The sequence below is a fragment of the Saccharomonospora piscinae genome, assembly GCF_005862235.1.
Lineage (GTDB): Bacteria > Actinomycetota > Actinomycetes > Mycobacteriales > Pseudonocardiaceae > Saccharomonospora > Saccharomonospora piscinae.
This window is the reverse complement of record NZ_VCEK01000003.1, coordinates 46,623-67,818: the sequence shown is the minus strand read 5'-3', so window position 1 is coordinate 67,818 and position 21,196 is coordinate 46,623. Positions and strand designations below refer to the sequence as shown.

Annotated in this window: 21 protein-coding genes; 7 read left to right on the top strand and 14 right to left on the bottom strand. The window is 71.3% G+C overall.

The window, feature by feature from the left end; genetic code table 11:
* Position 1: 1 nt before the first annotated feature.
* The 4 genes from FFT09_RS11530 to FFT09_RS11515 are packed head-to-tail and all read right to left on the bottom strand — an operon-like array spanning position 2 to position 3,099.
* A complete protein-coding gene (locus FFT09_RS11530) occupies positions 2-1,099 on the bottom strand; it encodes a sulfate/molybdate ABC transporter ATP-binding protein (RefSeq protein WP_138382670.1) in 1,098 nt (365 codons plus the stop codon).
* On the bottom strand, positions 1,096-1,917 hold the full coding sequence (locus FFT09_RS11525) for an ABC transporter permease (RefSeq protein WP_081191737.1): 822 nt from the start codon (positions 1,915-1,917) through the stop codon (positions 1,096-1,098). The genes FFT09_RS11530 and FFT09_RS11525 overlap by 4 nt, the downstream gene beginning before the upstream one ends.
* The gene (gene modA / locus FFT09_RS11520; RefSeq protein ID WP_138382669.1) at positions 1,901-2,674 is read right to left on the bottom strand and encodes a molybdate ABC transporter substrate-binding protein; all 774 of its coding nucleotides are present in this window, start codon (positions 2,672-2,674) and stop codon (positions 1,901-1,903) included. The genes FFT09_RS11525 and modA overlap by 17 nt, the downstream gene beginning before the upstream one ends.
* Positions 2,675-2,682: 8 nt before the next feature.
* A complete protein-coding gene (locus tag FFT09_RS11515; RefSeq protein ID WP_081191739.1) occupies positions 2,683-3,099 on the bottom strand; it encodes a TOBE domain-containing protein in 417 nt (138 codons plus the stop codon).
* 105 nt (positions 3,100-3,204) lie between these two features.
* Here FFT09_RS11515 and moaA point away from each other — a divergent pair, with 105 nt between their 5' ends.
* The 3 genes from moaA to FFT09_RS11500 all read left to right on the top strand — a co-directional run bounded on the left by moaA (position 3,205) and on the right by FFT09_RS11500 (position 5,834).
* Positions 3,205-4,269, top strand: a complete 1,065-nt coding sequence (gene moaA / locus FFT09_RS11510) for a GTP 3',8-cyclase MoaA (protein ID WP_024875239.1) — start codon at positions 3,205-3,207, stop codon at positions 4,267-4,269.
* Positions 4,270-4,292: 23 nt separating this feature from the next.
* Positions 4,293-4,622 carry a MoaD/ThiS family protein gene (locus tag FFT09_RS11505; RefSeq protein ID WP_420852681.1) on the top strand — a complete coding sequence of 110 codons (330 nt, stop codon included), beginning with the start codon at positions 4,293-4,295 and terminating at the stop codon, positions 4,620-4,622.
* A 552-nt stretch (positions 4,623-5,174) separates the two neighbouring features.
* Positions 5,175-5,834, top strand: coding sequence for a transglycosylase family protein (locus FFT09_RS11500; RefSeq protein ID WP_138382668.1), 660 nt, complete (start codon positions 5,175-5,177; stop codon positions 5,832-5,834).
* A 96-nt stretch (positions 5,835-5,930) separates the two neighbouring features.
* Here the strand turns inward: FFT09_RS11500 and FFT09_RS11495 are convergent, their stop codons facing one another.
* The 4 genes from FFT09_RS11495 to FFT09_RS11480 form a co-directional block, all read right to left on the bottom strand.
* Complete coding sequence (locus FFT09_RS11495) at positions 5,931-6,950, bottom strand: molybdenum cofactor biosynthesis protein MoaE (protein WP_244231327.1); 1,020 nt, start codon at positions 6,948-6,950, stop codon at positions 5,931-5,933.
* Positions 6,947-7,435, bottom strand: a complete 489-nt coding sequence (gene moaC / locus FFT09_RS11490) for a cyclic pyranopterin monophosphate synthase MoaC (RefSeq protein WP_024875243.1) — start codon at positions 7,433-7,435, stop codon at positions 6,947-6,949. The genes FFT09_RS11495 and moaC overlap by 4 nt, the downstream gene beginning before the upstream one ends.
* Positions 7,432-8,832, bottom strand: a complete 1,401-nt coding sequence (locus FFT09_RS11485; RefSeq protein ID WP_081191741.1) for an NAD-dependent malic enzyme — start codon at positions 8,830-8,832, stop codon at positions 7,432-7,434. Before FFT09_RS11485 ends, moaC begins: the two co-directional genes overlap by 4 nt.
* 118 nt (positions 8,833-8,950) lie before the next feature.
* Entirely contained in the window at positions 8,951-9,163 is a 213-nt protein-coding gene (locus tag FFT09_RS11480; protein WP_037334069.1) for a hypothetical protein, read from the bottom strand.
* A 41-nt stretch (positions 9,164-9,204) separates the two neighbouring features.
* On the opposite strand from FFT09_RS11480, the gene FFT09_RS11475 reads away from it, so the two are divergent.
* Positions 9,205-11,472, top strand: a complete 2,268-nt coding sequence (locus FFT09_RS11475) for a helicase-associated domain-containing protein (RefSeq protein ID WP_138382666.1) — start codon at positions 9,205-9,207, stop codon at positions 11,470-11,472.
* A 99-nt stretch (positions 11,473-11,571) separates the two neighbouring features.
* Here FFT09_RS11475 and FFT09_RS11470 read toward each other — a convergent pair whose 3' ends face one another.
* The 6 genes from FFT09_RS11470 to FFT09_RS11445 form a co-directional block, all read right to left on the bottom strand.
* On the bottom strand, positions 11,572-12,171 hold the full coding sequence (locus tag FFT09_RS11470; RefSeq protein ID WP_081191743.1) for a DUF742 domain-containing protein: 600 nt from the start codon (positions 12,169-12,171) through the stop codon (positions 11,572-11,574).
* Positions 12,164-12,583, bottom strand: a complete 420-nt coding sequence (locus FFT09_RS11465) for a roadblock/LC7 domain-containing protein (RefSeq protein WP_024875247.1) — start codon at positions 12,581-12,583, stop codon at positions 12,164-12,166. The genes FFT09_RS11470 and FFT09_RS11465 overlap by 8 nt, the downstream gene beginning before the upstream one ends.
* A 132-nt stretch (positions 12,584-12,715) precedes the next feature.
* Positions 12,716-13,324, bottom strand: coding sequence for a GTP-binding protein (locus tag FFT09_RS11460; protein WP_024875248.1), 609 nt, complete (start codon positions 13,322-13,324; stop codon positions 12,716-12,718).
* Positions 13,305-14,066: a DUF742 domain-containing protein gene (locus tag FFT09_RS11455; protein ID WP_081191744.1), complete on the bottom strand. Its 762-nt coding sequence runs from the start codon at positions 14,064-14,066 to the stop codon at positions 13,305-13,307. Before FFT09_RS11455 ends, FFT09_RS11460 begins: the two co-directional genes overlap by 20 nt.
* A 54-nt stretch (positions 14,067-14,120) precedes the next feature.
* The gene (locus FFT09_RS11450; protein ID WP_024875250.1) at positions 14,121-14,579 is read right to left on the bottom strand and encodes a roadblock/LC7 domain-containing protein; all 459 of its coding nucleotides are present in this window, start codon (positions 14,577-14,579) and stop codon (positions 14,121-14,123) included.
* A 3-nt stretch (positions 14,580-14,582) separates the two neighbouring features.
* Positions 14,583-17,870 (bottom strand): nitrate- and nitrite sensing domain-containing protein, encoded by a 3,288-nt coding sequence (locus FFT09_RS11445; RefSeq protein ID WP_138382665.1) that lies wholly within the window; start codon positions 17,868-17,870, stop codon positions 14,583-14,585.
* 575 nt (positions 17,871-18,445) lie between these two features.
* Between FFT09_RS11445 and FFT09_RS11440 the strand changes: the two genes are divergently transcribed.
* The 3 genes from FFT09_RS11440 to FFT09_RS11430 all read left to right on the top strand — a co-directional run bounded on the left by FFT09_RS11440 (position 18,446) and on the right by FFT09_RS11430 (position 21,196).
* Positions 18,446-19,468 (top strand): ABC transporter substrate-binding protein, encoded by a 1,023-nt coding sequence (locus FFT09_RS11440; RefSeq protein ID WP_081191745.1) that lies wholly within the window; start codon positions 18,446-18,448, stop codon positions 19,466-19,468.
* A 1-nt stretch (position 19,469) separates the two neighbouring features.
* Positions 19,470-20,240 carry an ABC transporter permease gene (locus FFT09_RS11435; protein ID WP_081191746.1) on the top strand — a complete coding sequence of 257 codons (771 nt, stop codon included), beginning with the start codon at positions 19,470-19,472 and terminating at the stop codon, positions 20,238-20,240.
* 134 nt (positions 20,241-20,374) lie between these two features.
* On the top strand, positions 20,375-21,196 hold the full coding sequence (locus FFT09_RS11430) for an ABC transporter permease (RefSeq protein ID WP_138382664.1): 822 nt from the start codon (positions 20,375-20,377) through the stop codon (positions 21,194-21,196).

The window sequence follows — 21,196 nt, the reverse complement described above, 5'->3', positions numbered from 1 at the left end:
CCTATGGCCTGCGCGGCTGCTCCGGGGCAGGATGAACCGTGACGGCGGCGGCCTTGACGGCGAGCCGGACGGCCGATCCCGGATCGAGCGCGAGATCGGCCACCGACTGCGGGGTGAGATCGGCGCTGACGTTCTCGCTGGTGCGCAGGCGCACGACAGGGCCGTGGGGTTCGACCGCCGTCACCACGGCGGCCAGGATGTTGCGGGGCGAGCCGTGTACCTCCGCGTCCCCGGCGTGGACCGCCACGGCGCCGGGGGCGAACACGGCGACGGCGGCGTCGCCGTCGCCGAGGTCGGGCGCGGGCACGCCGTACACGTGACGGCCGTCCGGGGTGCGCACCGCGGCGCCCGTCGCCGACCGCCGTGCCACCCCCGCGACGAGGTTGAGCCCCGCCAGCCTGGCCGTGAACTCCGTCCTCGGGGCCGCGAGCACCTGCCGGGTCGGCCCCCGCTCCACGATCCGGCCCCCGGCCAGCACGGCGACGTGGTCGGCGAGGGTGAGCGCGTCCAGCGGATCGTGGGTGACGAGCACGGTCGTGAGCCCCCGGCCGCTCTCGCGCAGCACCCGGCGCAACACACCCCGCACGGCGGGCGCGGCATCGACGTCGAGTGCGGCCAGTGGTTCGTCGAGCAGCAACAGTCCGGGCTCGCCGGCCAGTGCCCTCGCCAGCGCGACGCGCTGCGCCTGCCCGCCGGACAACGCCGCCGGGGCGCGGCCGGCGAGTTCGGCCGCGCCGACCTCCGACAGCCACCGCCGCGCCACCGCGCGTGCCGCCCTGGTCGAGGCCCCCCGCGAGCGGGGCGAGAAGGCCACGTTGTCGAGCACGGACAGGTGCGGAAACAGCAGCGCGTGCTGGGCGAGCAGGCCGATGCCCCGCGCGTGCGGCGGCACGTGGCCACGGTCGTCGTCGAGGACGCGCTCGCCCAGGCTCACGCTGGCCCGCTGCGCGCGCAGCAGACCGGCGAGAGACGACAGCACCGTGGACTTGCCCGCGCCGTTGGGGCCCAGCACCGCCAGCACGCCGCCGTCGGGCACCTCAAGGGACACCGAGAGCGCGAACGTGGTCCTCCGCAGCGACAGCGAGGCGCGCAGTGTCACGACCGCACTCCTTCCAGCGCCCTCGGCCGGGCCACGGCGATCACGAGGACAGCCACCACCACCAGCAGCAACGCCATCGCCACCGCGCTGTCGACGTCCACCTCCACCTGGTGATAGACCTCCAGCGGCAGGGTCCTGGTGACGCCCTCCAGGCTGCCCGCGAAGGTGATGGTGGCCCCGAACTCGCCCAGTGCGCGGGCGAAGCTCAGCACCACACCCGAGCCCAGCGCGGGCAGCAGCAGCGGGAGCGTGACCCGCCGGAACACCGTCCACGGCCGGGCTCCGAGCGTGGCGGCGACCCGCTCGTAGCGATCACCCGACCCGCGCAGCGCCCCCTCGAGGCTGACCACCAGAAACGGCATGGCCACGAACGTCTGGGCGAGCACCACGGCCCCCGTCGTCAGCGGGACGCGCACCCCGGCCACCACGTCGAGCAGGTAGCCGAGGAAGCCGTTGCGGCCGAACAGGAAGAGCAGCGCGAGCCCGCCCACCACCGGCGGTAGCACCAGCGGCAGCAGCACCACGGCCCGCAGCAGCCGCACGCCCCTGGCGGTGGACCGCGCGAGCACCACGGCCAGGGGAACCCCGAGCACGACACAGGCCAGCGTGGACAGCGTCGCCGTGAGCAGCGACAGGCGCAGCGCGTTCAGCGACGCCGGTGTGGTCAGCAGCGCGGGCAGCCGGGTGAGGTCCGTGCGCGCCAGCAGGCCCACCACCGGCAGGACCACCAGCGCCAGTGCGACGGCGGCGGGCAGCCACAGCACGCGCGGCACCCCGGTGGCGACCTCGCGCGAACCGCGCTCAGCCCGGGCGGCCAAAGCCCGCCTCGCTCAGCAGCCGCCTGCCGTCCCCGGACAGCAGCAGCGCGCGGAACTCCCTGGCGAGCTCCGGCGCCGCCGGGTCGGCCAGGACCGCCACGGGATAGGTGTTGACCACGTTGACGTCGTCGGCGAGCGGGACTCGTTCGACGCGGTCGGAGGCCGCCACATCGGTGACGTAGACGAGTCCCGCATCGGCCTCGCCCAGTTCCACCTTCGTCAGCACCGCCCGCACGTCGAGTTCCTCGCTGTCGGGCCGCAGTGTCACCCCCGCGCGCCGCTCGACGCGGTCGGCCGCGGCACCGCACGGCACCGTCGGCGCGCACACCACCACGGTGCGGTCCGGGTCGGCGAGGTCGGCCAGTCCGGTGACCCGCGCCGGATTACCCCTGGGCACGGCGATGGTGAGGGTGTTCGTGGCGAACGGGGTGGCGGGGCCGTCGAGCAGGCCCTCGCGGGCGAGCTCGCCCACGGCGCGCTCGTCGGCCGAGGCGAACACGTCGGCCTCGGCACCCTCGGTGATCTGCCGCGCGAGCCGGGAGGAACCACCGAGATTGACCCGGACGTCGACGTCGTGGGTCCGCTCGAATCGCCGTTCCAGCGAGGTGACGACCTCGGTCAACGACGCGGCGGCGAAGACGGTGAGCGTGCGCTCGCCCGTCGCGGGGCCGCACGCGGACAGCGCCGCCACCAGCAGGGCGGCGACGGCCAGGCGGAGTGCGCCCGGCCGCGCCGTCCGGGACGTGGCCGGACTCATGGCCGGACTCATCGCGGGCCCTCGGCTGGCGTCTCGACGATGACCTGCGTCGCCTTGACCACGGCCACCGCCATCACCCCGGGCCGCAGCCCCAGCTCGGCGACCGCCTCGGCGCTCATGAGCGACACGATCCGGTTCGGCCCGCACTGGAGCTCGACCTTGGCCATCACGGTGTCGGTGACGACGTCGGTGACCAGCCCGACGAACCGGTTCCGCGCCGAACGCCAGACCCCGGTCGGATCGGGCGACGGATCCGGGGTCTCGCCCATGCGCCGGGCGAACGCGGCCAGCTCGGCACCGTCGACGACCTTGCGCCCCGCCGCGTCGGTGTTCTCGGCCAGCAGCCCCGCCTTGGTCCAGCGACGCAGGGTGTCATCGCTGACGCCGAGCAGCCGGGCTGCCTGGGCTATCCGAATCTGCGTCACGAAAACCAGAATATCGCCGCAGTTGCGGATCGGACAGCCAGCAACCCTGAAGCCCGGCGTGCGCTCGTGCCCGATTTTGTCGGAGTCGGCACTAGGCTGGGAGAGGTGACGGGAGTGGACCTCGGCATCCCCCGGGTGCCCGGCGAACGCACGGCCCCCGATCGGTCGCGCCCTGACGATCCTGCGCTCATCGACAGCTTCGGCCGGGTCGCCACCGACCTCCGGGTCTCCGTGACCGACCGCTGCAACCTGCGCTGCACGTACTGCATGCCCGCCGAGGGGCTCGACTGGATGCCAGGCGAGCAGGTACTCGGCGACGACGAGCTGATCCGCCTCATCGACATCGCGGTGCGGCTGCTCGGCGTAACCGACGTACGGCTGACCGGCGGCGAACCCCTGCTACGGCGCGGGCTGGAAGACCTGGTCGGCCGGATGGCTGCGCTGCGGCCCCGGCCCAGACTGGCGATGACCACGAACGGCGTCGGCTTCGCCAAGCGGGCACGCGCGTTCGCCGATGCGGGACTCGACCGGGTGAACATCTCGCTCGACACGGTCAACCCGGAGACCTTCGCCCGCCTCACCCGGCGCGACCGGTTACGCCACGTGCTCGACGCGCTGGAAGCCGCGCGCGACGCCGGACTCGAACCGGTCAAGATCAATGCTGTCCTCATGCGGGACCTCAACGACCACGAGGCGACCGACCTCCTGCGGTTCGCGCTCGATCACGGCTATCACCTGCGGTTCATCGAGCAGATGCCGCTGGACGCCCAGCACGGCTGGAACCGTTCCAACATGATCACCGCGGACGAGATCCTCGACCTGCTCGGCACGGAGTTCACGCTCACCCCCAGCCCGACGGAACGCGGCGGAGCGCCGGCCGAACGCTGGCTGGTCGACGGCGGCCCGCAGGAGGTCGGCGTCATCCCGTCCGTCACGCGGCCGTTCTGCGCCGCCTGCGAACGCACCCGGCTCACCGCCGACGGCGCCGTGCGTTCGTGCCTGTTCAGCACCAGCGAGACCGACCTGCGCGCCCTGCTGCGGGACGGCGCCGACGACGAGGCCATCGCCAACGTCTGGCGCGACACGATGTGGGGCAAGCTGGCGGGCCACGAGATCAACGAAGCCGGTTTCGCCCAGCCGATCCGCCCGATGAGCGCCATCGGCGGCTGAGCGCCCTGACCGAGGAGTGGTGGTTGAACACAGCAGGCTCTGGTGACGCTGGTGACGCTGGTGACGCGACCCAGGCCGCCACGTCGACCGCCAGGCACGCGGTGACCGTGCTGGTCCGGTACTTCGCGTCCGCGCGTGCGGCGGCGGGAGTGGAGACCGAGACACTGCGCCTGCCGCCCTCCGCCTCGGTCGGCGAGGCGGTGGAGCACCTGCGCCGACTCCATCCCGAGACGTTGCCGCGCATCCTCGACGCCGCCAGCTTCCTGCTCGACGGGATCGCCGTGCGCGAACTCGACCGGCCCGTCCCGGACGGCTCCGAACTCGACGTGCTGCCCCCGTTCGCCGGCGGTTGAACCACCCCCGCGCCCGTGCCGGGAGGGGACGTGGCGGCCCTCGCGCGGGCTGCCACGAACGGAGCAACAGGGTCTAGACCGGCGTGATTCAGACCTCACATTGGGTGAATTATTTCGAGAAGGAAACGGAGTTATAACGGCCGTCTGATCAGGGAAAATACCACGATCGCACAAGGTTGCGTGCCGTTACTGTGGTCTAGCTCACGTCGACGAAGATTTCCGATCACGCTCGGGGTTACGTACCGTCGCATTCCGGTTGGCCCCGAACCGACCGACAACCGGGATTCCGTTGCGCCGAGCCCAGTCCGGCGGGACCCCGGAACCGAACCCCGAGCGAAAAGAACTTCTCGGACTGGGACGGGAAGGAGCCGGCATCCCCCGGTGCCGGCTGCCGACCGGACTGCCCGGACGGCCAGGCCACGCGAGGACGCGCTGGACCGCGCTGAGTCGCAACGAGTCGCACCGAGTCGCACTCGGCCGCGCTCAGCGGTGCCCAGTCGCACTCACCGGCCTGCCTGCCCTCTCGTAGGTGCGGAAGTCGAGCGAGTCGACATGTCCTACCGAGGCAAGCACCGCAAACCCTCCGCCGCGTCCCGCAACCTCGCCCGCGTCGCTGTCGCGGGCATGGCGGTGGGCGCCCCGCTCGCCATCGCGGCGACGCCCGCGCAGGCGGACAGCGTCAACTGGGACGCCATCGCCGAGTGCGAGAGCAGCGGCGACTGGAGCATCAACACCGGCAACGGTTACTACGGCGGTCTGCAGTTCAGCCTCAGCACCTGGCAGGCCTACGGCGGTACCGGCATGCCGCACGAGCAGTCCCGCGCGCAGCAGATCGCGGTCGCGGAGCGGGTCCTGGACGGCCAGGGCATCGGCGCGTGGCCGGTGTGCGGCTCCCGGGGCTACACCAGCGGGAACTACGAGGGCACCAACACGCAGGGCGCGCCGAGCACCAGCAGCGGCAACTCGTCCGGTGAGGCAGCGCAGGAGACGCAGGAGAGCGCCCCCGCGCCGGCCCCCGAGCCCGCCTCGCCCGAAGCGATCGCGAAGTCGAACCCCGACGGCGACTACGTCGTCGAGAAGGGCGACACCCTCAGCAAGATCGCCAAGGAGCACGACGTCAAGGGCGGATACCAGACGCTCGTCGACCTCAACGACGGCTACATCTCGGACGCCGACTACATCGTGGTGGGTCAGAAGATCGCCACCGAGTAACCCGTCGCCGGTCCGACGCGAGCGTGCGCGGAGGTCCCACCACTGTCCCCCGGGTGGTGGGCCCTCCGGCTCCCGTTCAGGGCAGGGTGCCGCGCCCTACGGCGAGTTGACCCACTCGTCGGTGCCGTCGGCGAACCACTGGTGTTTCCACACCGGCAGGCGGGCCTTCACCTCGTCGACCAGCTCCGAGCAGGTCGCGAACGCCTCACCGCGGTGGTCGGCGGCCACCGCGCACGCCAGGGCGACGTCCCCGATCGCCAGCGCCCCCAGCCGGTGGCTCACCGCGACCGCGCGGACACCACCGCGTCGGCCGACCACCTCCGTCACCACTCTGGCCAGAACCTCACCGGCGGTCGGATGCCCCTCGTAGTGCAGCGCGGTCACGGTGCGGTCGTGATCGTGGTCGCGCACGACCCCGCCGAACGTGACCACGGCACCGGCCCCGGCGTCGGCCACCAGGCGCGCGTGCTCGTCCACCGACAGGGCCGAATCGGTGACCTGCGCCAGCGCCACCCTGGCCTGACCGCCGTCGCCCTCGGCCGGGACGCCACCCGGAGGCACCCCTGCCCCGGCCTCGCCCTCCGGCAGCACGTGCGCCACCGGCTGCTGGTGATCCCGTCCCGCGATCTGGTCCAGCGCGTGGTCGAGCACGCCCTCCAGCACGGCCAGCCCGTCGCCGACCCCGCCGCGCGAACCCGGCAGGTTCACCACCAGCGTGCGTCCCGCGACACCGGCCAGCCCGCGCGAGAGCATCGCCGCCGGGACCACGTCCTGCCCTGCCGCACGGATCGCGTCGGCCAGCCCCGGCAGCCGGACGTCCAGCACGCCCGCCGTGACCTCCGGTGTCCGGTCGGTCGGGGAGATCCCGGTACCGCCCGTGGTGACCACCAGGTCGACCCGCTCGGCCAGGGACGCCCGTAGCGCGTCCGCCACCGGCTCGCCGTCCGCCACCACCAGCGGGGCGGGGACCTCGAAGCGGCGCTCGGCCAGCCATTCGACGATGACCGGCCCGGTCCGGTCGGGATACACGCCCGACGCAGCCCGGTTCGATGCCACGATCACTCTCGCCGTACGCCGCGGCCCTGCCACGCCGGACGGCGTGTCCAGCTCGTTCACGGCGTCCTCTCCTCGTCGGGGCGCTGCCAGAGTCCTGACTTCCCGCCCTCCTTGCGCACCAATCGCACGCCGTCCAGCGAGGCGGCCGGGTCCACCGCCTTGATCATGTCGTGCAGCGCGAGCCCCGCGACGGCCACGGCGGTCAGTGCCTCCATCTCGACACCGGTGCGGTCGCTCGTGCGCGCGGTCGCGGTGATCTCGACGCTGTCGGTGCCCAGGTCGAAGTCGACATCCACCTTCGTCAGCGCGATCTGGTGACACAGCGGGATCAGCTCCGAGGTGCGTTTCGCGCCCATCACGCCCGCGATGCGCGCCGTCGCCAGCGCGTCGCCCTTGGGCAACTCCCCCTCGGCGAGCAGGCCCACGACCTCGGCGGTCGTGCGCACCGTGCCCCCGGCCACCGCCGTCCGCGGCGTGACGTCCTTACCGGAGACGTCGACCATGCGGGCCGCACCGGCGTCGTCGACGTGGCTCAGTTCACTCACGCCGTCGAGACTACGTCTTCCTTCCTCGCCGCTACCTTGACGGCCTCGGCGACGGCGGGCGCGACGGCGTTGTCGAAGACGCTGGGCACGATGTAGGACGCGTTGAGCCGGTCGTCGACGACGTCGGCGATGGCGTTGGCGGCGGCCAGCAGCATGTCGTCGTCGATGTGGTGTGCGTGCGCGTCGAGCAGGCCGCGGAAGACACCGGGGAACGCGAGCACGTTGTTGATCTGGTTCGGGTAGTCGCTGCGTCCGGTGGCCACCACGGCGGCGTGCCGCTGCGCCTCCAGCGGGTCGATCTCGGGGTCGGGGTTGGCCAGCGCGAAGACGATGGGGTCGTCCGCCATCGTGGCCACCTGCTCGGCCCCGAACAGGTTGGGGGCCGACACCCCGATGAACACGTCGGCCCCGACCAGCGCGTCGTGCAGCGAGCCGCTGAGCTGCTTGCCGTTGGTGTTCTCGGCGACCCAGCGCAGGTTGTCGTCCAGCCCCGGCCGGTCGGCGTGGACGATGCCGTCGATGTCGACGGCCACGATGTCGGCGGGCGACTTGCGCCGCAGCAGCCGGATGATGGCCGAACCGGCCGCACCGACCCCGCTCACCACGATCCGCACCTGCTCGATCGGCTTGTTCACCACCCGCAGCGCGTTGCGCAGCGCGGCGACCACGACGATGGCCGTGCCGTGCTGGTCGTCGTGGAAGACCGGGATGTCGAGCTGGTCGCGCAGGCGCCGCTCGATCTCGAAGCACCGGGGCGCGGCGATGTCCTCCAGGTTGATCCCCGCGTAGACGGGCGCCAGCGCCGTCACAATCCGGATGATCTCCTCGGTGTCCTGGGTGTCCAGGCACACCGGCCAGGCGTCGACTCCGGAGAACTTCTTGAACAGCGCCGCCTTGCCCTCCATCACGGGCAACGCGGCGGCGGGGCCGATGTTGCCGAGCCCGAGCACGGCGGAGCCGTCGGTGACCACGGCGACCGTGTTGCGTTTGATCGTCAGCCTGCGGGCGTCCTCGGGGTTCGCCGCGATCGCCTGGCAGACCCGCGCGACACCGGGGGTGTAGGCGCGGGAGAGATCGTCACGGTTGCGCAGCGCGACCTTGGGACTGACCTCCAGCTTGCCGCCGAGGTGCATGAGGAACGTCCGGTCGGACACCTTCCGCACGCGCACGCCGGGCAGCGAGTCGAGTTCCGTGGTGATGCCGTCGGCATGGTCGGCCGAGGCCACGTTCACGGTGATGTCGATGACGATCGCGTCGGCGTGCGACTCGACGACGTCGAACGCCGTCAGCACGCCACCCACCCGGCCGACGGCGGTCGTCAGGTCACCGGCGGCGCTGGCGGACGGTGGCGCCTCCAGTCGCACGGTGATCGAGTAACCGGGACCGGGAACGGGCATGGCAGGACCCCCGCATCAAGGAATGGCGCTGGATTCGACGCACAGCTTAATGCGGTGCGCGCCGTCACTCGGGGGCGGCTGGGTGACTGACCAGTAACGTCGGGTCCGGCGACGGCACCTACTTGTTGATCTCGGTTTCCGGGTGCTCGTACGGGACCGACTCCAGCGGGAAGGTCATCTCCCCGTACGGCGACAGCGCACCCTGCCGGTCGGCCGCGAGCTCGCTCACCGGGTGGTCGGCGTTCGGCCACTCCGGGTCGATGCGGTGCTCCTTGCGGTTGTCGGCCTTGGCCACGTCGTCCTCCCTGCACTCGACCACACGACTGACCATAGTGTGCCCGATGCCCGGCTCCGGGGGATATCGTGGTGACGATGGCCGCCCACTCGTCGCTCGCGGACTGGCTGCGTTCGCTGCCCGACGACGCTCTCGCCGCGCTCCTGCGGGCCCGGCGCGACCTCGCGACGCCGCCGCCCGCCAACTCCGACGTGCTCGCCACCAGAGCCGGCACGGCGGGCTCGGTCGCGCGCGCCTGCGAGGACCTCGACAGCGCGGCGCTGGCCGTACTCGAAACCCTGCTCGTGGCAGGCGCCGACACCGAGCCCGTGCCCGCCGACCGGCTCGCCACGCTGCTGGCCTCACCTCCGGCGCTGCCGCCGGGCACACTCGACCGGCTCCGGTCGCTCGCCCTCGTCTGGGGCGACGACGACGCCCTGGCGGTCCCCGCGGCGGCGCGGGACGTGTTCGGACCCTTTCCCGCCGGGCTCGGTGCGTCCTCGCCGCAGCTCGCGGCGGGAGAGCCCGGCACCGTGGCGGCTCGCCTCGACGACCTCGGCGACGACGAGCGCGCACTGGTCTCCACCCTGTCGGCGGGCCCGCCGATCGGGCGCACCCGGGACGCGGCCACGACGGCGTCACTGGAGGCGGCGACGACCCCCGTGGCGAAGTTGCTGGCCCGTGGCCTGCTGCTGCGGCGCGACGAGCAGACCGTCGAACTCCCGCGTGAGGTGGGCCTGGCCCTGCGCGGCGGAGTTGTGCCTGCCCCCGACGTGCTCACCGAGCCCGAGTTGCCCACCAGCCCGCACCCGCAATCCACAGTGGATGCCGCGGCCGCCGGTGAGGCCGCGGAACTGCTGCGGCTGGCCGAGGCGTTGCTGCGGGCCTGGTCCGAACAACCACCGCCGGTGCTCAAGGCGGGCGGGCTCGGCGTGCGCGAACTGCGCCGCCTCGCGCGCGAACTCGACCTCGACGAGCGCACCGCCACCCTGGTCGTGGAGCTGGTGGCCGGTGCGGGGCTGGTCGCGTCCGACGACGACCCCGCATCGGCCTGGGTACCCACCACGCTGACCGACTCCTGGCTGTCCTCGCCCCCGTCGGGACGCTGGTTGACCCTCGCGACGGCCTGGCTGGACCTGCCCCGGATGCCGGGACTCGCCGGGGCGAGGGACGCGCGGGACAAGGTCATCGTGCCCCTGTCGGAGGAAGCACGCCGTCCGTTGGCGCCCTCCGTGCGGCGCCGGGTCCTCGGTGTGCTGGCCGACCTCCCGGGCGGCTGCGGGGTGAAAAGCGTCGACGAACTCGTCGCCCTGCTCGCCTGGCGAGCGCCGCGCAAGGGCGGCAGGCTGCGCGACCAGGGCGTCCGGGACACCGTGGCTGAGGCGGGCGCACTCGGCATCGTGGGCCTGGGTGCCCTGACCACGGCGGGCGGGGCGCTGCTGGACGACGACCCGCACGGTGCGGCGGCCGCCATGGCGGAGGCGCTGCCGCAACCGGTGGACCACGTGCTGGTCCAGGCCGACCACACCGTCGTCGCGCCCGGCCCGCTGGAACCCGACCTCGCCAGGCAGATCGAGGCGGTCGCCGACGTCGAGTCGGCGGGGCACGCCACGATGTACCGGGTCAGCGAGACCTCGGTCCGCCGGGCACTCGACGCGGGCCGCACCGCCGACGAGCTGCACGAGCTGTTCCGTGCCCGGTCACGGACACCGGTCCCGCAGTCGCTGTCGTACCTCGTCGACGACGTGGCGCGCAGGCACGGCAGGCTGCGCGGCGGGGTCGCGGCGTCGTTCCTGCGTTGCGACGACGAGGTGCTGCTGACCGAGGTCCTGGGCACGCAGGCCGCCTCGGAGCTGGAGCTGCGGCGCATCGCCCCCACCGTGCTCGTGTGCCCGTACCCGCTCGCCGAGGTGCTCGACGCCCTGCGCGGCGCCGGATTCGCGCCCGCGGCCGAGGGGCCCGACGGCCGCGTGCTGGACCTGCGTCCCCGGGGCAGGCGCATCGCCGCCCGGGGCAGGCCGGCCCGGCGCACCGACGTGACCGGGCGGGCCGGCGCCCTCGGCGACGAGCAACTGAGGGCCGTGCTCGCCCACGTGCGCGCGGGCGATCGGGCGGCCCGCTCCCGGAAGGGGTCGGTGGTCCGGCTGCCGGGCGGCGGCGGTGCGGACACGTCGGCGACCGTGGCCCTGCTGTCGCGGGCCGCCAGTGAGCGGCGGGAGGTGTGGATCGGCTTCGTCGACTCACACGGCACAGCGACCCAGCGCGTGGTCACCCCCGTCCGGGTGGGGGCCGGGCTGCTGGAGACCACGGCCGGGGAGCGTTACCCGCTGCACCGCATCACGTCGGCCGCGCTCGTCGAGGACTGAACCGGTCCGACAGCGACGCGAACCGCGGACACGGCTACGCGAGCTGCGGACACGACTACGCAGCCTGCGGACACGGCTACGTGGGCTGCGGACACGGTGTCAGAGGGCTCGGAGGCCGTCCAAAATGCGTTCCATGAAGTCGTGGGAGTCGCGGTCGGCGAGCACGAAGCCCGGCCGCCGGATGTCCACCGCCCGGGTCTCGGACAGGTCGTCGACCAGCACCTTCACCACACCGAGCGGCAGCCGGGCGAACGCCGCGATCTCGGCGACCGAGTGCACGTCCACACACAGGTCGCAGATGAAGCGCTGTTCCGGCGAGGCCACTCCCTCGTAGCGGCGACCGCTGTCGGTGGTGACGACCAGCGCCTCCAGCGCCAGCTCCTTCGCGGGGCGGGTACGACCACCCGTACGCGCGTAGGGCCGCACCAGCGACCGATGGGTGAAGTGCGGTGGCGCGGGCGCCGTGCGCGGCGGGGCGGGCGCCGGTTGCGCGCCCGGTCCCGGTCGCGGCGCCCCGTGCCCCGCGGGCGCCCGCCCCACGGGTCCGGGGTGGGCGGGCGGCGGCGACTGCTGGCGCACTCGCTTCGCCAGCTGGGTCACGCCGGAGACGCTGCTCAGGTCGAACCTGCTCGGCAGGTCGACGCCCTCGCGATCGCTCGGCGCGTTGAGGGCGGCCCACTCGTCCGGCTCGTCAGCCACGGCCGCCGCCCTGGAGCTGGGCCCGCAGCTCGGGGGTGAGCTGCTGGCCGACCCGGTCGACGAGCAGCGTCATCTCGTACGCCACCGTCCCGATGTCCGCCGAGGGAGCGGCGAGCACGGCGAGGCAGGAGCCGTCGCTGATCGACATGAGGAAGAGGTAACCGTGCTCCATCTCGACCACGGTCTGGTTCACCGTGCCGCCGTCGAAGCACTTCGCGGCGCCGTGGGTGAGGGACACGAGGCCCGACGCCACGGCGGACAGTTGCTCGGCCCGTTCCGTGGGCAACCCCTGCGAGCTCGCGAGCAGAAGCCCGTCGGCCGACACGACCACCGCGTGCGCCGCCCCCGGAACCCGGCGCACGAAATCGGTGACCAGCCAGCCGAAGCTGCCCTGCTGGGCTGATGCGGTCACTGTCCCTCCTAGCCTCCCGCACGCTGTCGCGGCAAGACTATTAGTCAGGTCAATCCTGTCGAGGTCAAATCCCCCGACCGCCGGGCCGAATCACGCCGGTGGCCCAACGCCGGGCTCCGCCTGCCGAGGTTCTCAGCCCGCGCGGAGCGCGGTGTCGTGCGCGATGGCGTGCTGCACGATGGAGATCAGCACCTGCTTCGCCGAGTCGCGGTCCCGCGCGTCGCACGCCATGATCGGCACCGACGGCGAGATCGTGAGGGCGTGGCGCACGTCCTCGATCTGGTGATGCAGCAACCGGTCGAAGCAGTTGATCGCCACGACGTAGGGCAGCTTCCGGTTCTCGAAGAAGTCGATCGAGGGGAAGGCGTCCGCGAGGCGCCTGGTATCGATCATCACCACGGCGCCGATCGCGCCGTGGGCGAGGTCGTCCCACATGAACCAGAACCGGTGCTGCCCCGGCGTGCCGAAGACGTAGAGGACCAGATCCGAGTCGAGCGTGATCCGCCCGAAGTCCATCGCCACCGTGGTGGTCGCCTTGTTCGGCGTCTGCGTCAGGTCGTCGACGGAGACACTCGCCTCGGTCATGGACGCCTCGGTGGTCAGCGGGTCGATCTCCGACACCGCGCCCACGAGCGTCGTCTTCCCGACACCGAAACCACCGGCGACGACGATCTTGGCCGACTGGGTCGGGCCTGACGTCGCCGGCGCGGCGGCGGAGGTGTCAAATTCTCCGAAGCCCACTGAGAACCCTTTCCATGAACTCGATACTGGGCCGGTCTCCCACCATGGAGGAGGACGCGGTGTGCACGAGCACGAGCCCGAGACCGGCAACGTCACCAACGAGGACCCGCACGACGCCGAGGGGCATCCGCAGCAGAGCGGCCACCTCGGCGACCGATCTGGTGTCGAGGCACATACCGCAGATAGACCTGTGTTCGGGCACGCGCACCTTCTCCAGCCGCCTGCCCCGCTCGCTCGTCGAGATCAGCGCCTCGATGGCCAGGTCGTAGTCCGGTTTCGTCCGGCCCTTGGTGCGGAAGTACGGCCGCACGAGCCCCGAGGACTCCTCCACCGGCTCGGGCTCGGGCTCCCTGCGGTGCCGGGGCACCGGAGACGGGGTGAACTCCCCCGAGGCCGGACCGCCGTCGTAACCGCCGTACGGGTCGTAGCCGCCGTACGGGTCGGGGGCTGACCCCTGCGCGCCCTCCGCGCCGGAGAAACCACCGCCGCCCATGCCGTACAGCTCGGCTCCCGGCCCCGACAGCAGTGAGCGGTCGTAGTCGGAGACGTCGAACTCGGACGGCCCCGGTGAGTCGAGACCGCCGGAGCGCAACCATTCACCTGTGTCGAGAGGGTCGTCGACCCGACGCGAGGCATGGCGTCCGCGTTCGCGGTACGCCTCGTCCGAGGGCTCGCCGCCCCAGCGCCCTGCCGCGCGGTCTCTGTCGAGCCGTCGATCACCTCGTGAGTGCCCGGAATCCACGGCAGTCTCCTCAGTGTTCTCTCGCCGAACTGCGATCTGTCACCGGACTACGTTTCACCGGCGGGAACCCTGGAGCTGCGCCCGCAGCTCCGGTGTCATCTGCTGCCCCACCCGGTCGACCAGCAACGTCATCTCGTAGACGACGAGGCCGATGTCGCTGTCCGGTGCGCCGAGTACCGCCAGGCAGGACCCGTCGGACACCGACATGAGGAACAGGAAGCCGTTGGCCATCTCGACCACCGTCTGCGCCACGGGGCCGCCCTCGAACACCTGCGCGGCACCCCGCGCGAGGCTGGTCAGACCGGACGCCACCGCGGCGAGCTGGTCGGCCCTGTCCTTGGGCAACCCGCGCGACGCCGCGAGCAGCAGCCCGTCGGCCGAGACGACGACGGCGTGCGCCGCACCGGGAACCCGGTGGACGAAGTCGGTGATGAGCCAAGCGAAGCTGCCTTGCTGGCCGGAGTTGCCCTGCTTCGGCGCACCCGGTGGCTGCGCTGAACCCGCGCGTGTCAACTGCTACTCCTTCGCCCCGTTGTGACGGGTGTCGTTGCCCGTCTGGTCGAACTGCTCACTCTGGGCCGACGGCTCCTTGAGCGCATGGCGACCGCTCTGGTAACCACGCTGGAAACTCTTCATCCGGTTGCGCGCCGCGTCGGCCGACCTGGCAACGGCACTCCGTCCCGGTTCGCCGGACGTGGTGTCGGCGAACGCGTTGCCCTGGCTCTGGGAGACCGAACCGGGCACCAAGTATGCGTTGGGCACCCGCTTGGGCAGACCGGCGGGCGTCGTTTCCTCGTGCTTGTCCTCCAGCAACGCGTGCGCGGCCTGCCATCCGGTGTCGGAGACACTGTGCCATTCCGCGTCGGGCGTGCCCTCCGGGACGGGTTCGGAGGCGCTCCGAAGATCCGTGCGGGTGGCCTCGCCGTCGTCGGCGTGGCCGTTCATCGCCGCACCCGCCCGGTGTCCGGCCTCGGGCTCCGAGCCGGCCGCCTCGGCCACCGCACCGGGGCTGGCACCCCATGCCTCACCCGCGGGCTCGGCGTCGGGTGTCGCGGGCTCGGCGGCGTCGTCCTCCGCGAACCACCGCGACAGCACTGACTGGTAGATCGGCAGTCTCCTGGTGGGTACATCGTCCTCCAGCGCGCTCCCGTCGCCGCCGCCCGACGGACCGCCGAGGCGGGGGTCCACCGGCACGGTGCGAGTCTCCTCGTTCGGCGACACCTCGTCGCCGTGGCGGTCGCTGACGTCGCCGTCGGGCGACTCCACCGGCCACTGGGGTTCCTCCGGTTCCGCATGTACCTGTGACCGCTCGGGCCGCGCGGGTGGTTCCGCTGTGCCGGGTCCGGGCACCCGCCGGGGCAGCTCGGTCTGCGGCTCCGGCGGCGCCGGGCTCATGAACGGGCCCGCCGCCTTGCCCGGGCCCCCGACGAGGTCGTCGAGGCTGATCGGCTGGTCGAGGGGCCGGAGCCCGTTCTCGACATGGTCACCCGAGGCACCCGAAGCCTCGGCCGGTGCCCCCGAGTTGCCCTGGTTCTGCCAGGGTTCGGGCGCCGGTGGTGCCGGTGGCGGAGTCGGAGCGGGTGGTGCCGGCGGGGCGGGCGGCGCGGGTGGCGGAGTGGTCCGGTCCACCGACGGCTTGCGCGGCGCGGGCAGCGGCGGCAGGCCGGGCTGCTGGTTCCCGCTCGGCAGCGACGCCTCGGTCCCGCTCTCCCCCGCCGAGAACGACGGTCCGGACTGCGTGGCCGACGCGGACGGGCGCGAGGCGTTGTGGGTGAGCAGATCGCTGGGCACCACGACCCTGGCGATCACGCCACCCTCGATGTCCTCGTTCTCGCGCAGCCGCACCTCGATGCCGTGCCGCTTGGCCAGGCGCGCGACCACGTACAAACCCATGCGGCGGGTCACGGAGACGTCGAGGTCGGGCGGGTCGGCGAGCCGCTCGTTCGCCTCGGAAAGCTGCACGTCGGACATCCCGACACCGCGGTCGGTGATCTGCACGGCGAGCGACGTCCGGCGGGTGACCACCGCACGCACGCTGATCCGTGTCTCCGGCTCGGAGAAGTAGGTCGCGTTGTCCAGCAGTTCGGCCAGCAGGTGCACGAGGTCGTGGACCGCCCTGCCGTGGACGGCCACGTCGGGGATCGCGCCGAGCTCCACCCGGGCGTACTGCTCGATCTCCGACACCGCGGCACCGATGACGTCGCCTGCGGGCACCGGCTTGGACATCGTCTTGGTGAGCCCGGCGCCCGAGAGCACCAGCAGGCTCTCACCGTTGCGGCGCAGGCGGGTCGCGAGGTGGTCCAGTTCGAACAGGCTCGCGAGCTGGTCGGGGTCCTGCTCGTCGGACTCCAGCCGGTCGATGACCCCGAGCTGGCGTTCCACGAGCCGCTGGCTGCGGCGCGAGAGGTTGACGAAGATGCCGTTGACGTTCTCGCGCAGCAGCGCCTGCTCGGCGGCGAGGCGGATGGCCCGCTCGTGGACGACGTCGAACGACCGCGCGACTTCGCCGATCTCCTCGCGGGTGTGGACGGGCACCGGGACGACCGCGTCGCGCGAGGCCTCCATCGGGTTCGGGTCGGCGAGGATGCGCCGCACCGTCTCCGGCAACCTGACGTAGGCGACCTCCAACGCACTGGACCGCAGTGTCCGCAGTGGACGGGTCAGCGCCCTCGCCACGATCAGGGTGAGCGCCACCGTGGCGATCAGAGTGGCGATCATCAGTCCGAAGAAGACCCACGCGGCCTGACTCGCCTGCCCCGCCAGCGTTTCGGCCTCGGTACGCAGCTCGTCCAGGAGTTCACTTTCGACCTGGCGCATCATGTCCGCCGTCGCGCCACCGTCGGTGGACAGCTGCCGCGAACTGACCTGGAGGCCGCCGGGGGAGTCCACAGCGGAGTAGGCGGTCGTGACGAGCCGTTCGCGGTTGTCGACCTCGGCGCCCGCCACGGTGTCGCTGTAGCGCTGCTGCTCGCCCAAGGTCGCGTTCGCGTTGAAGGTGTCCACCGCGGCCTGCGCGCTCGCCTGGGCGGCCATCGACCGGTCCAGCAGGTCGGCGACGAAGGCATGGTTTCCCGCCGCGATCTGCAGACTCGCGTTCTGCCGGGCGGTGTACTCCTTGGCCTCCGTGATCGCCTGCACCGTGGTGCCACGCCGCAGGAGGTCCCGGTCGGTCACCGACAGGTTCACCGTGCGCCCGAGGTTGATCAGCGGGTCCAGCACGGAGTTGTAGATGGTGTAGGCCGTCAGCTCGGGAAAGTCCGTGTTGTCGATCTTGTCGCGGAGCGGGCCGAGCGCGTCGAGGCGCTGCAGGGAGCGTTCGTAGGTGCGCTGGATCCCCTCGTCCCCGAGATCACGCTCCGCGATCATCTCCCGCAGGCGGCTCACCTCGGCGTCCACCGCGGCCGTCTGCTGGTTGACGGCCGCGTCGTCGATCCAGTCGGACGACATCCGCGTGGCCATCAGCGTCCGCTCGCGCTGGAGTTCGTGGACCAGCGTGGTGGTCTGCTGCGACACCTCGACCTGAGCCACGGTCTCGTTGAACTCGGCGGCGTCACCCAGCTCCGACACGGCGCGGAGGCTGCCGAAGACCAGCGCCGTCACCAGCGGGATGATGAGGACGACGGCGAGCTTGTAGCGCAGCGGCCAGTTGCTCAGTCTCCAGCGTGAGGTCGTGTCCTCGGAGTCCGCTCCCGCAGTGCCGGCCGCACCCTCCTCGCGCGCCGGGTCCTGCTGTTCGTCGTGGTTCTGGGCCTCGTCGCGCGCACGGCCCAGCCCCTCCTCGTCCGCGGTCTCGTTCTTGGGCACCGCTTTACCACCATCGTTGTCCGAGCCGGATCCGAAGCCGGCGTCCTGGCCGAGCACTTGTTACGCTCCGCACACGCATTCACGACCACCTGTCACCTCTGCGGCGGCCAGGCAGCGAGAGCATGCCGGGGAGCACCCAGATGGGTCAATCCTCACATGAGCGATGACGACACCGACGCAGCGACGTGACCAGCCCGATCGGCCTGGATTCCACCAAACAGTCATCCGCCCGTCACTACTTCGACGTTTCGTTGCCCCAGTTGAGACACAGAATGTAGCGAACACCCCGGAAGGATGTAACCCTCACCGTCGATCAACACCCACCGTTCACCGTGCGTTGATCATCGCGGGAATCGAACATCTGTGCCCACCGGTAAACCCAGAGTTAATTAGACCACACTCGCTACCGCCCGTTCGAGTGGACTTGAACCACCCACAGATTGCGGACACGCACACATTGTGAGTAGGCCGTCAAATCTCTACAGTAGCCCTGGCCGCTGGGCGACTCGGGAGGGCGTCGCACACAGTCGGCACATCACCTAACCGGGCATCGATACCTCACTGAGGGAGTGGCATTGCTTCACCACGGCACCACGAGAGGAAAATCCAGACGTTCGCGCCTTGCCGGCATGGTTCTGTCGGCAGGACTCGTCGTCTCCGTCAGCGGCTGCGGGCTGCTGAGCGGCGAGGACGAGGCCGCCGAGTCGCAGGGTGGTGACGGCTCGGTCGAAAAGTCCGCCATCACGGTGGCGCACCTGCCCTCCATCGACGTGGCTCCGCTGTACTACGCCGAGAGCCAGGGCTACTTCGACGACGAGGGGCTCGACGTCACGATCGAGCAGGCGGCCAGTGGCCAGGCCGCGACGCAGAAGATGCTGGGTGGCGACGCCGACTTCGTGCAGTCGAGCTACGTCCCGTTCATGGCGGCGCACGCCAAGGGCACCGCCGACATCAAGATCGTGTCCGACGCGGTCTCCGCCGCCCCGGACACGTTCGTGCTCGTGGCGGAGAAGGACGGCCCGGTCACCAAGCCCGAGGACCTCGAGGGCAAGAAGATCGCCGTGTCGGCCACCGGCACCATCGCCGACACCATGGTCATGTCCTACATGAAGGCCAACGGGCTGGACCACGAGTCCGTCGAATTCGTTCAGATGTCGTTCCCCGACATCGCGGCCGGAGTCGCGAACGGTGACGTGGCCGCGGGCACGCTCATCGAACCGTTCATCACGATGGGCGCCGAGGCGCACGGGGTGACCACGGTCGCCGACATCGCCACGGGACCGACCGAGGACTTCCCGCTCGCGGGCTACGGCGCTCTGGCCGAGACCGTCGAGCAGAACCCGAAGACGGTCGCGGCGTTCCAGCGCGCCATGGAGAAGGCCACCAACGACGTCCAGGACCGCGAGATCGTCGAGCCCGTCATCCAGGAGACGGCCGGCATCGACGCGGACATCGCGTCGCTGGTGAACCTGCCCAACTTCCACGCCACCCTGGACGCCTCCCGGTTGCAGCGGGTGCCCGATCTGATGGTCGAGTTCGGACTGATCGACGAGAAGCTCGACGCCGACGGCATGATCGCCCGCCCGGACACCACCTGACGTGCGTTCTGTCGTACGAAACCTCGCCGGCCTGGCCGCCTTCCTGCTGCTGTGGGAACTGGTGGTCAGGCTCGGTGTGGTGAACGAGGAGGACATTCCACCCGCGACGGTCGTCCTCGGCAGGATCGTGGAGCTGTTCGGGCAGGAGGAGTTCCTGCGCGACACGATCGCCACCGTGCTGGCGTGGTTGCTGGCGCTCGGTATCGCCGCGGCGATCGCCATTCCCCTGGGTCTGGTCCTCGGGAGCTTTCCCCACGTCCGGGTGGCGACCCGGGCGATCGTGGAGTTCCTGCGGCCGATTCCGTCGGTGGCACTGATCCCGCTGGTGCTCGTCACGATCGGCGGCGGCCCTGAGGCGAAGATCACGCTCGCGGTGTACGCGGCGTTGTGGCCGATTCTCTACAACACGATCTACGCCTTCGACGAGATCGATCCGCTGCTGATCGACACCGCGCGCTCGTGCGGGGTCGGCAAGACCGGCATCCTCACCACCGTGGCGTTGCCGCATGCCGCCCCGTTCGTGTTCACCGGTATTCGCATGTCCGCCGCGGTGAGCCTCATCGTGGTGGTGAGTACGGAATTCATCGCGGGTGCCAGCGTCGGCATAGGTGGTTTCATCCTGCAGGCCGCGCACGGCGCGGGCCGCACCGATCTGGTCCTGGCGGGAACCGTCGTGGCCGGCCTGATCGGCTACCTCGCGAACGAGGGGCTGGAACGGCTGGGGAACAGGTGGTTCCGGTGGCACAAGGCGACCACGGCGGAGGTGGCATGAGCGAGGATCGAAGCGCTCATGACAACCGACCGGGTGCGGGTGCCCCGCAAGACACCGGAGGTGGCATGAGCGAGGATCGAAGCGCTCATGACAACCGACCGGGTGCGGGTGCCCCGCAGGGCACCGGAGGTGGCATGAGCAGGACCGTGGGTGTCTTCAAGAATCTCCTGTTGAAGTGGGCGCTGGCCGTGGGGCTCGTGGTCGTGTGGGAGCTGGCCACGCTGGCCGCGGAGAGCCCCTTCTTCCCGCGTCCCACGGAGATCGTCGGTGCCGCCGTCGACACGTGGTTCTCGGGTCCGGCAGCACAGTTGTTCCTCGCCGACACGGTGTTCGACGACGTGGTGCCGAGTCTCGGCCGGGTGCTCGGAAGCTGGTCGATCGCCGCGGTGATCGGCGTGGCACTGGGAACGGCTCTGGGGCGCTCGCAGGTCGCGTTGGACTACGTGGGCCCGTTGCTGGCGTTCATGCGTGCCGTGCCGCCGCCCGCCCTGATCCCGGTGTTCATGGTGCTGTTCGGCATCGACAACACGATGAAGGTCGTGGTGATCGTGTTCGGCGCGATCTGGCCGATCATCCTGAACACGGTGGACGGGGTTCGGTCCGTCGGGCCGTTGCAGCAGGAGACGGCGCGGTCGTTCCGCACGCCCCGGCACTACTGGATCACCATGGTGGTCCTGCCCGCGGCAATGCCCAAGATCTTCGCCGGGCTGCGGCTGAGCCTGTCGCTGGCCCTGATCCTCATGGTGATCGCGGAGATGGTGGGCACGACCAACGGCATCGGCTACGAGCTCATCTACGCGCAGCAGAGTTTCGAGTTCACGACGATGTGGGCGTGGATCGTGCTGCTCGGAGTGCTCGGCTACGGCCTCAACGCACTGCTGCTCGCCGTGGAGCGCAGGGTGCTGGCCTGGCAACCTGCGAACGGCACCGCGAACGCCAACACGACGGGAGCGTGA

Bases quoted from the DNA above. Each gene is read 5' to 3' on its own strand.
- modA (WP_138382669.1), bottom strand. From the start codon at position 2,674: ATGAGTCCGGCCACGTCCCGGACGGCGCGGCCGGGCGCACTCCGCCTG.
- FFT09_RS11500 (WP_138382668.1), top strand. From the start codon at position 5,175: ATGTCCTACCGAGGCAAGCACCGCAAACCCTCCGCCGCGTCCCGCAAC.
- FFT09_RS11485 (WP_081191741.1), bottom strand. From the start codon at position 8,832: ATGCCCGTTCCCGGTCCCGGTTACTCGATCACCGTGCGACTGGAGGCG.
- FFT09_RS11480 (WP_037334069.1), bottom strand. From the start codon at position 9,163: ATGGTCAGTCGTGTGGTCGAGTGCAGGGAGGACGACGTGGCCAAGGCC.
- FFT09_RS11475 (WP_138382666.1), top strand. From the start codon at position 9,205: ATGGCCGCCCACTCGTCGCTCGCGGACTGGCTGCGTTCGCTGCCCGAC.
- FFT09_RS11430 (WP_138382664.1), top strand. From the start codon at position 20,375: ATGAGCAGGACCGTGGGTGTCTTCAAGAATCTCCTGTTGAAGTGGGCG.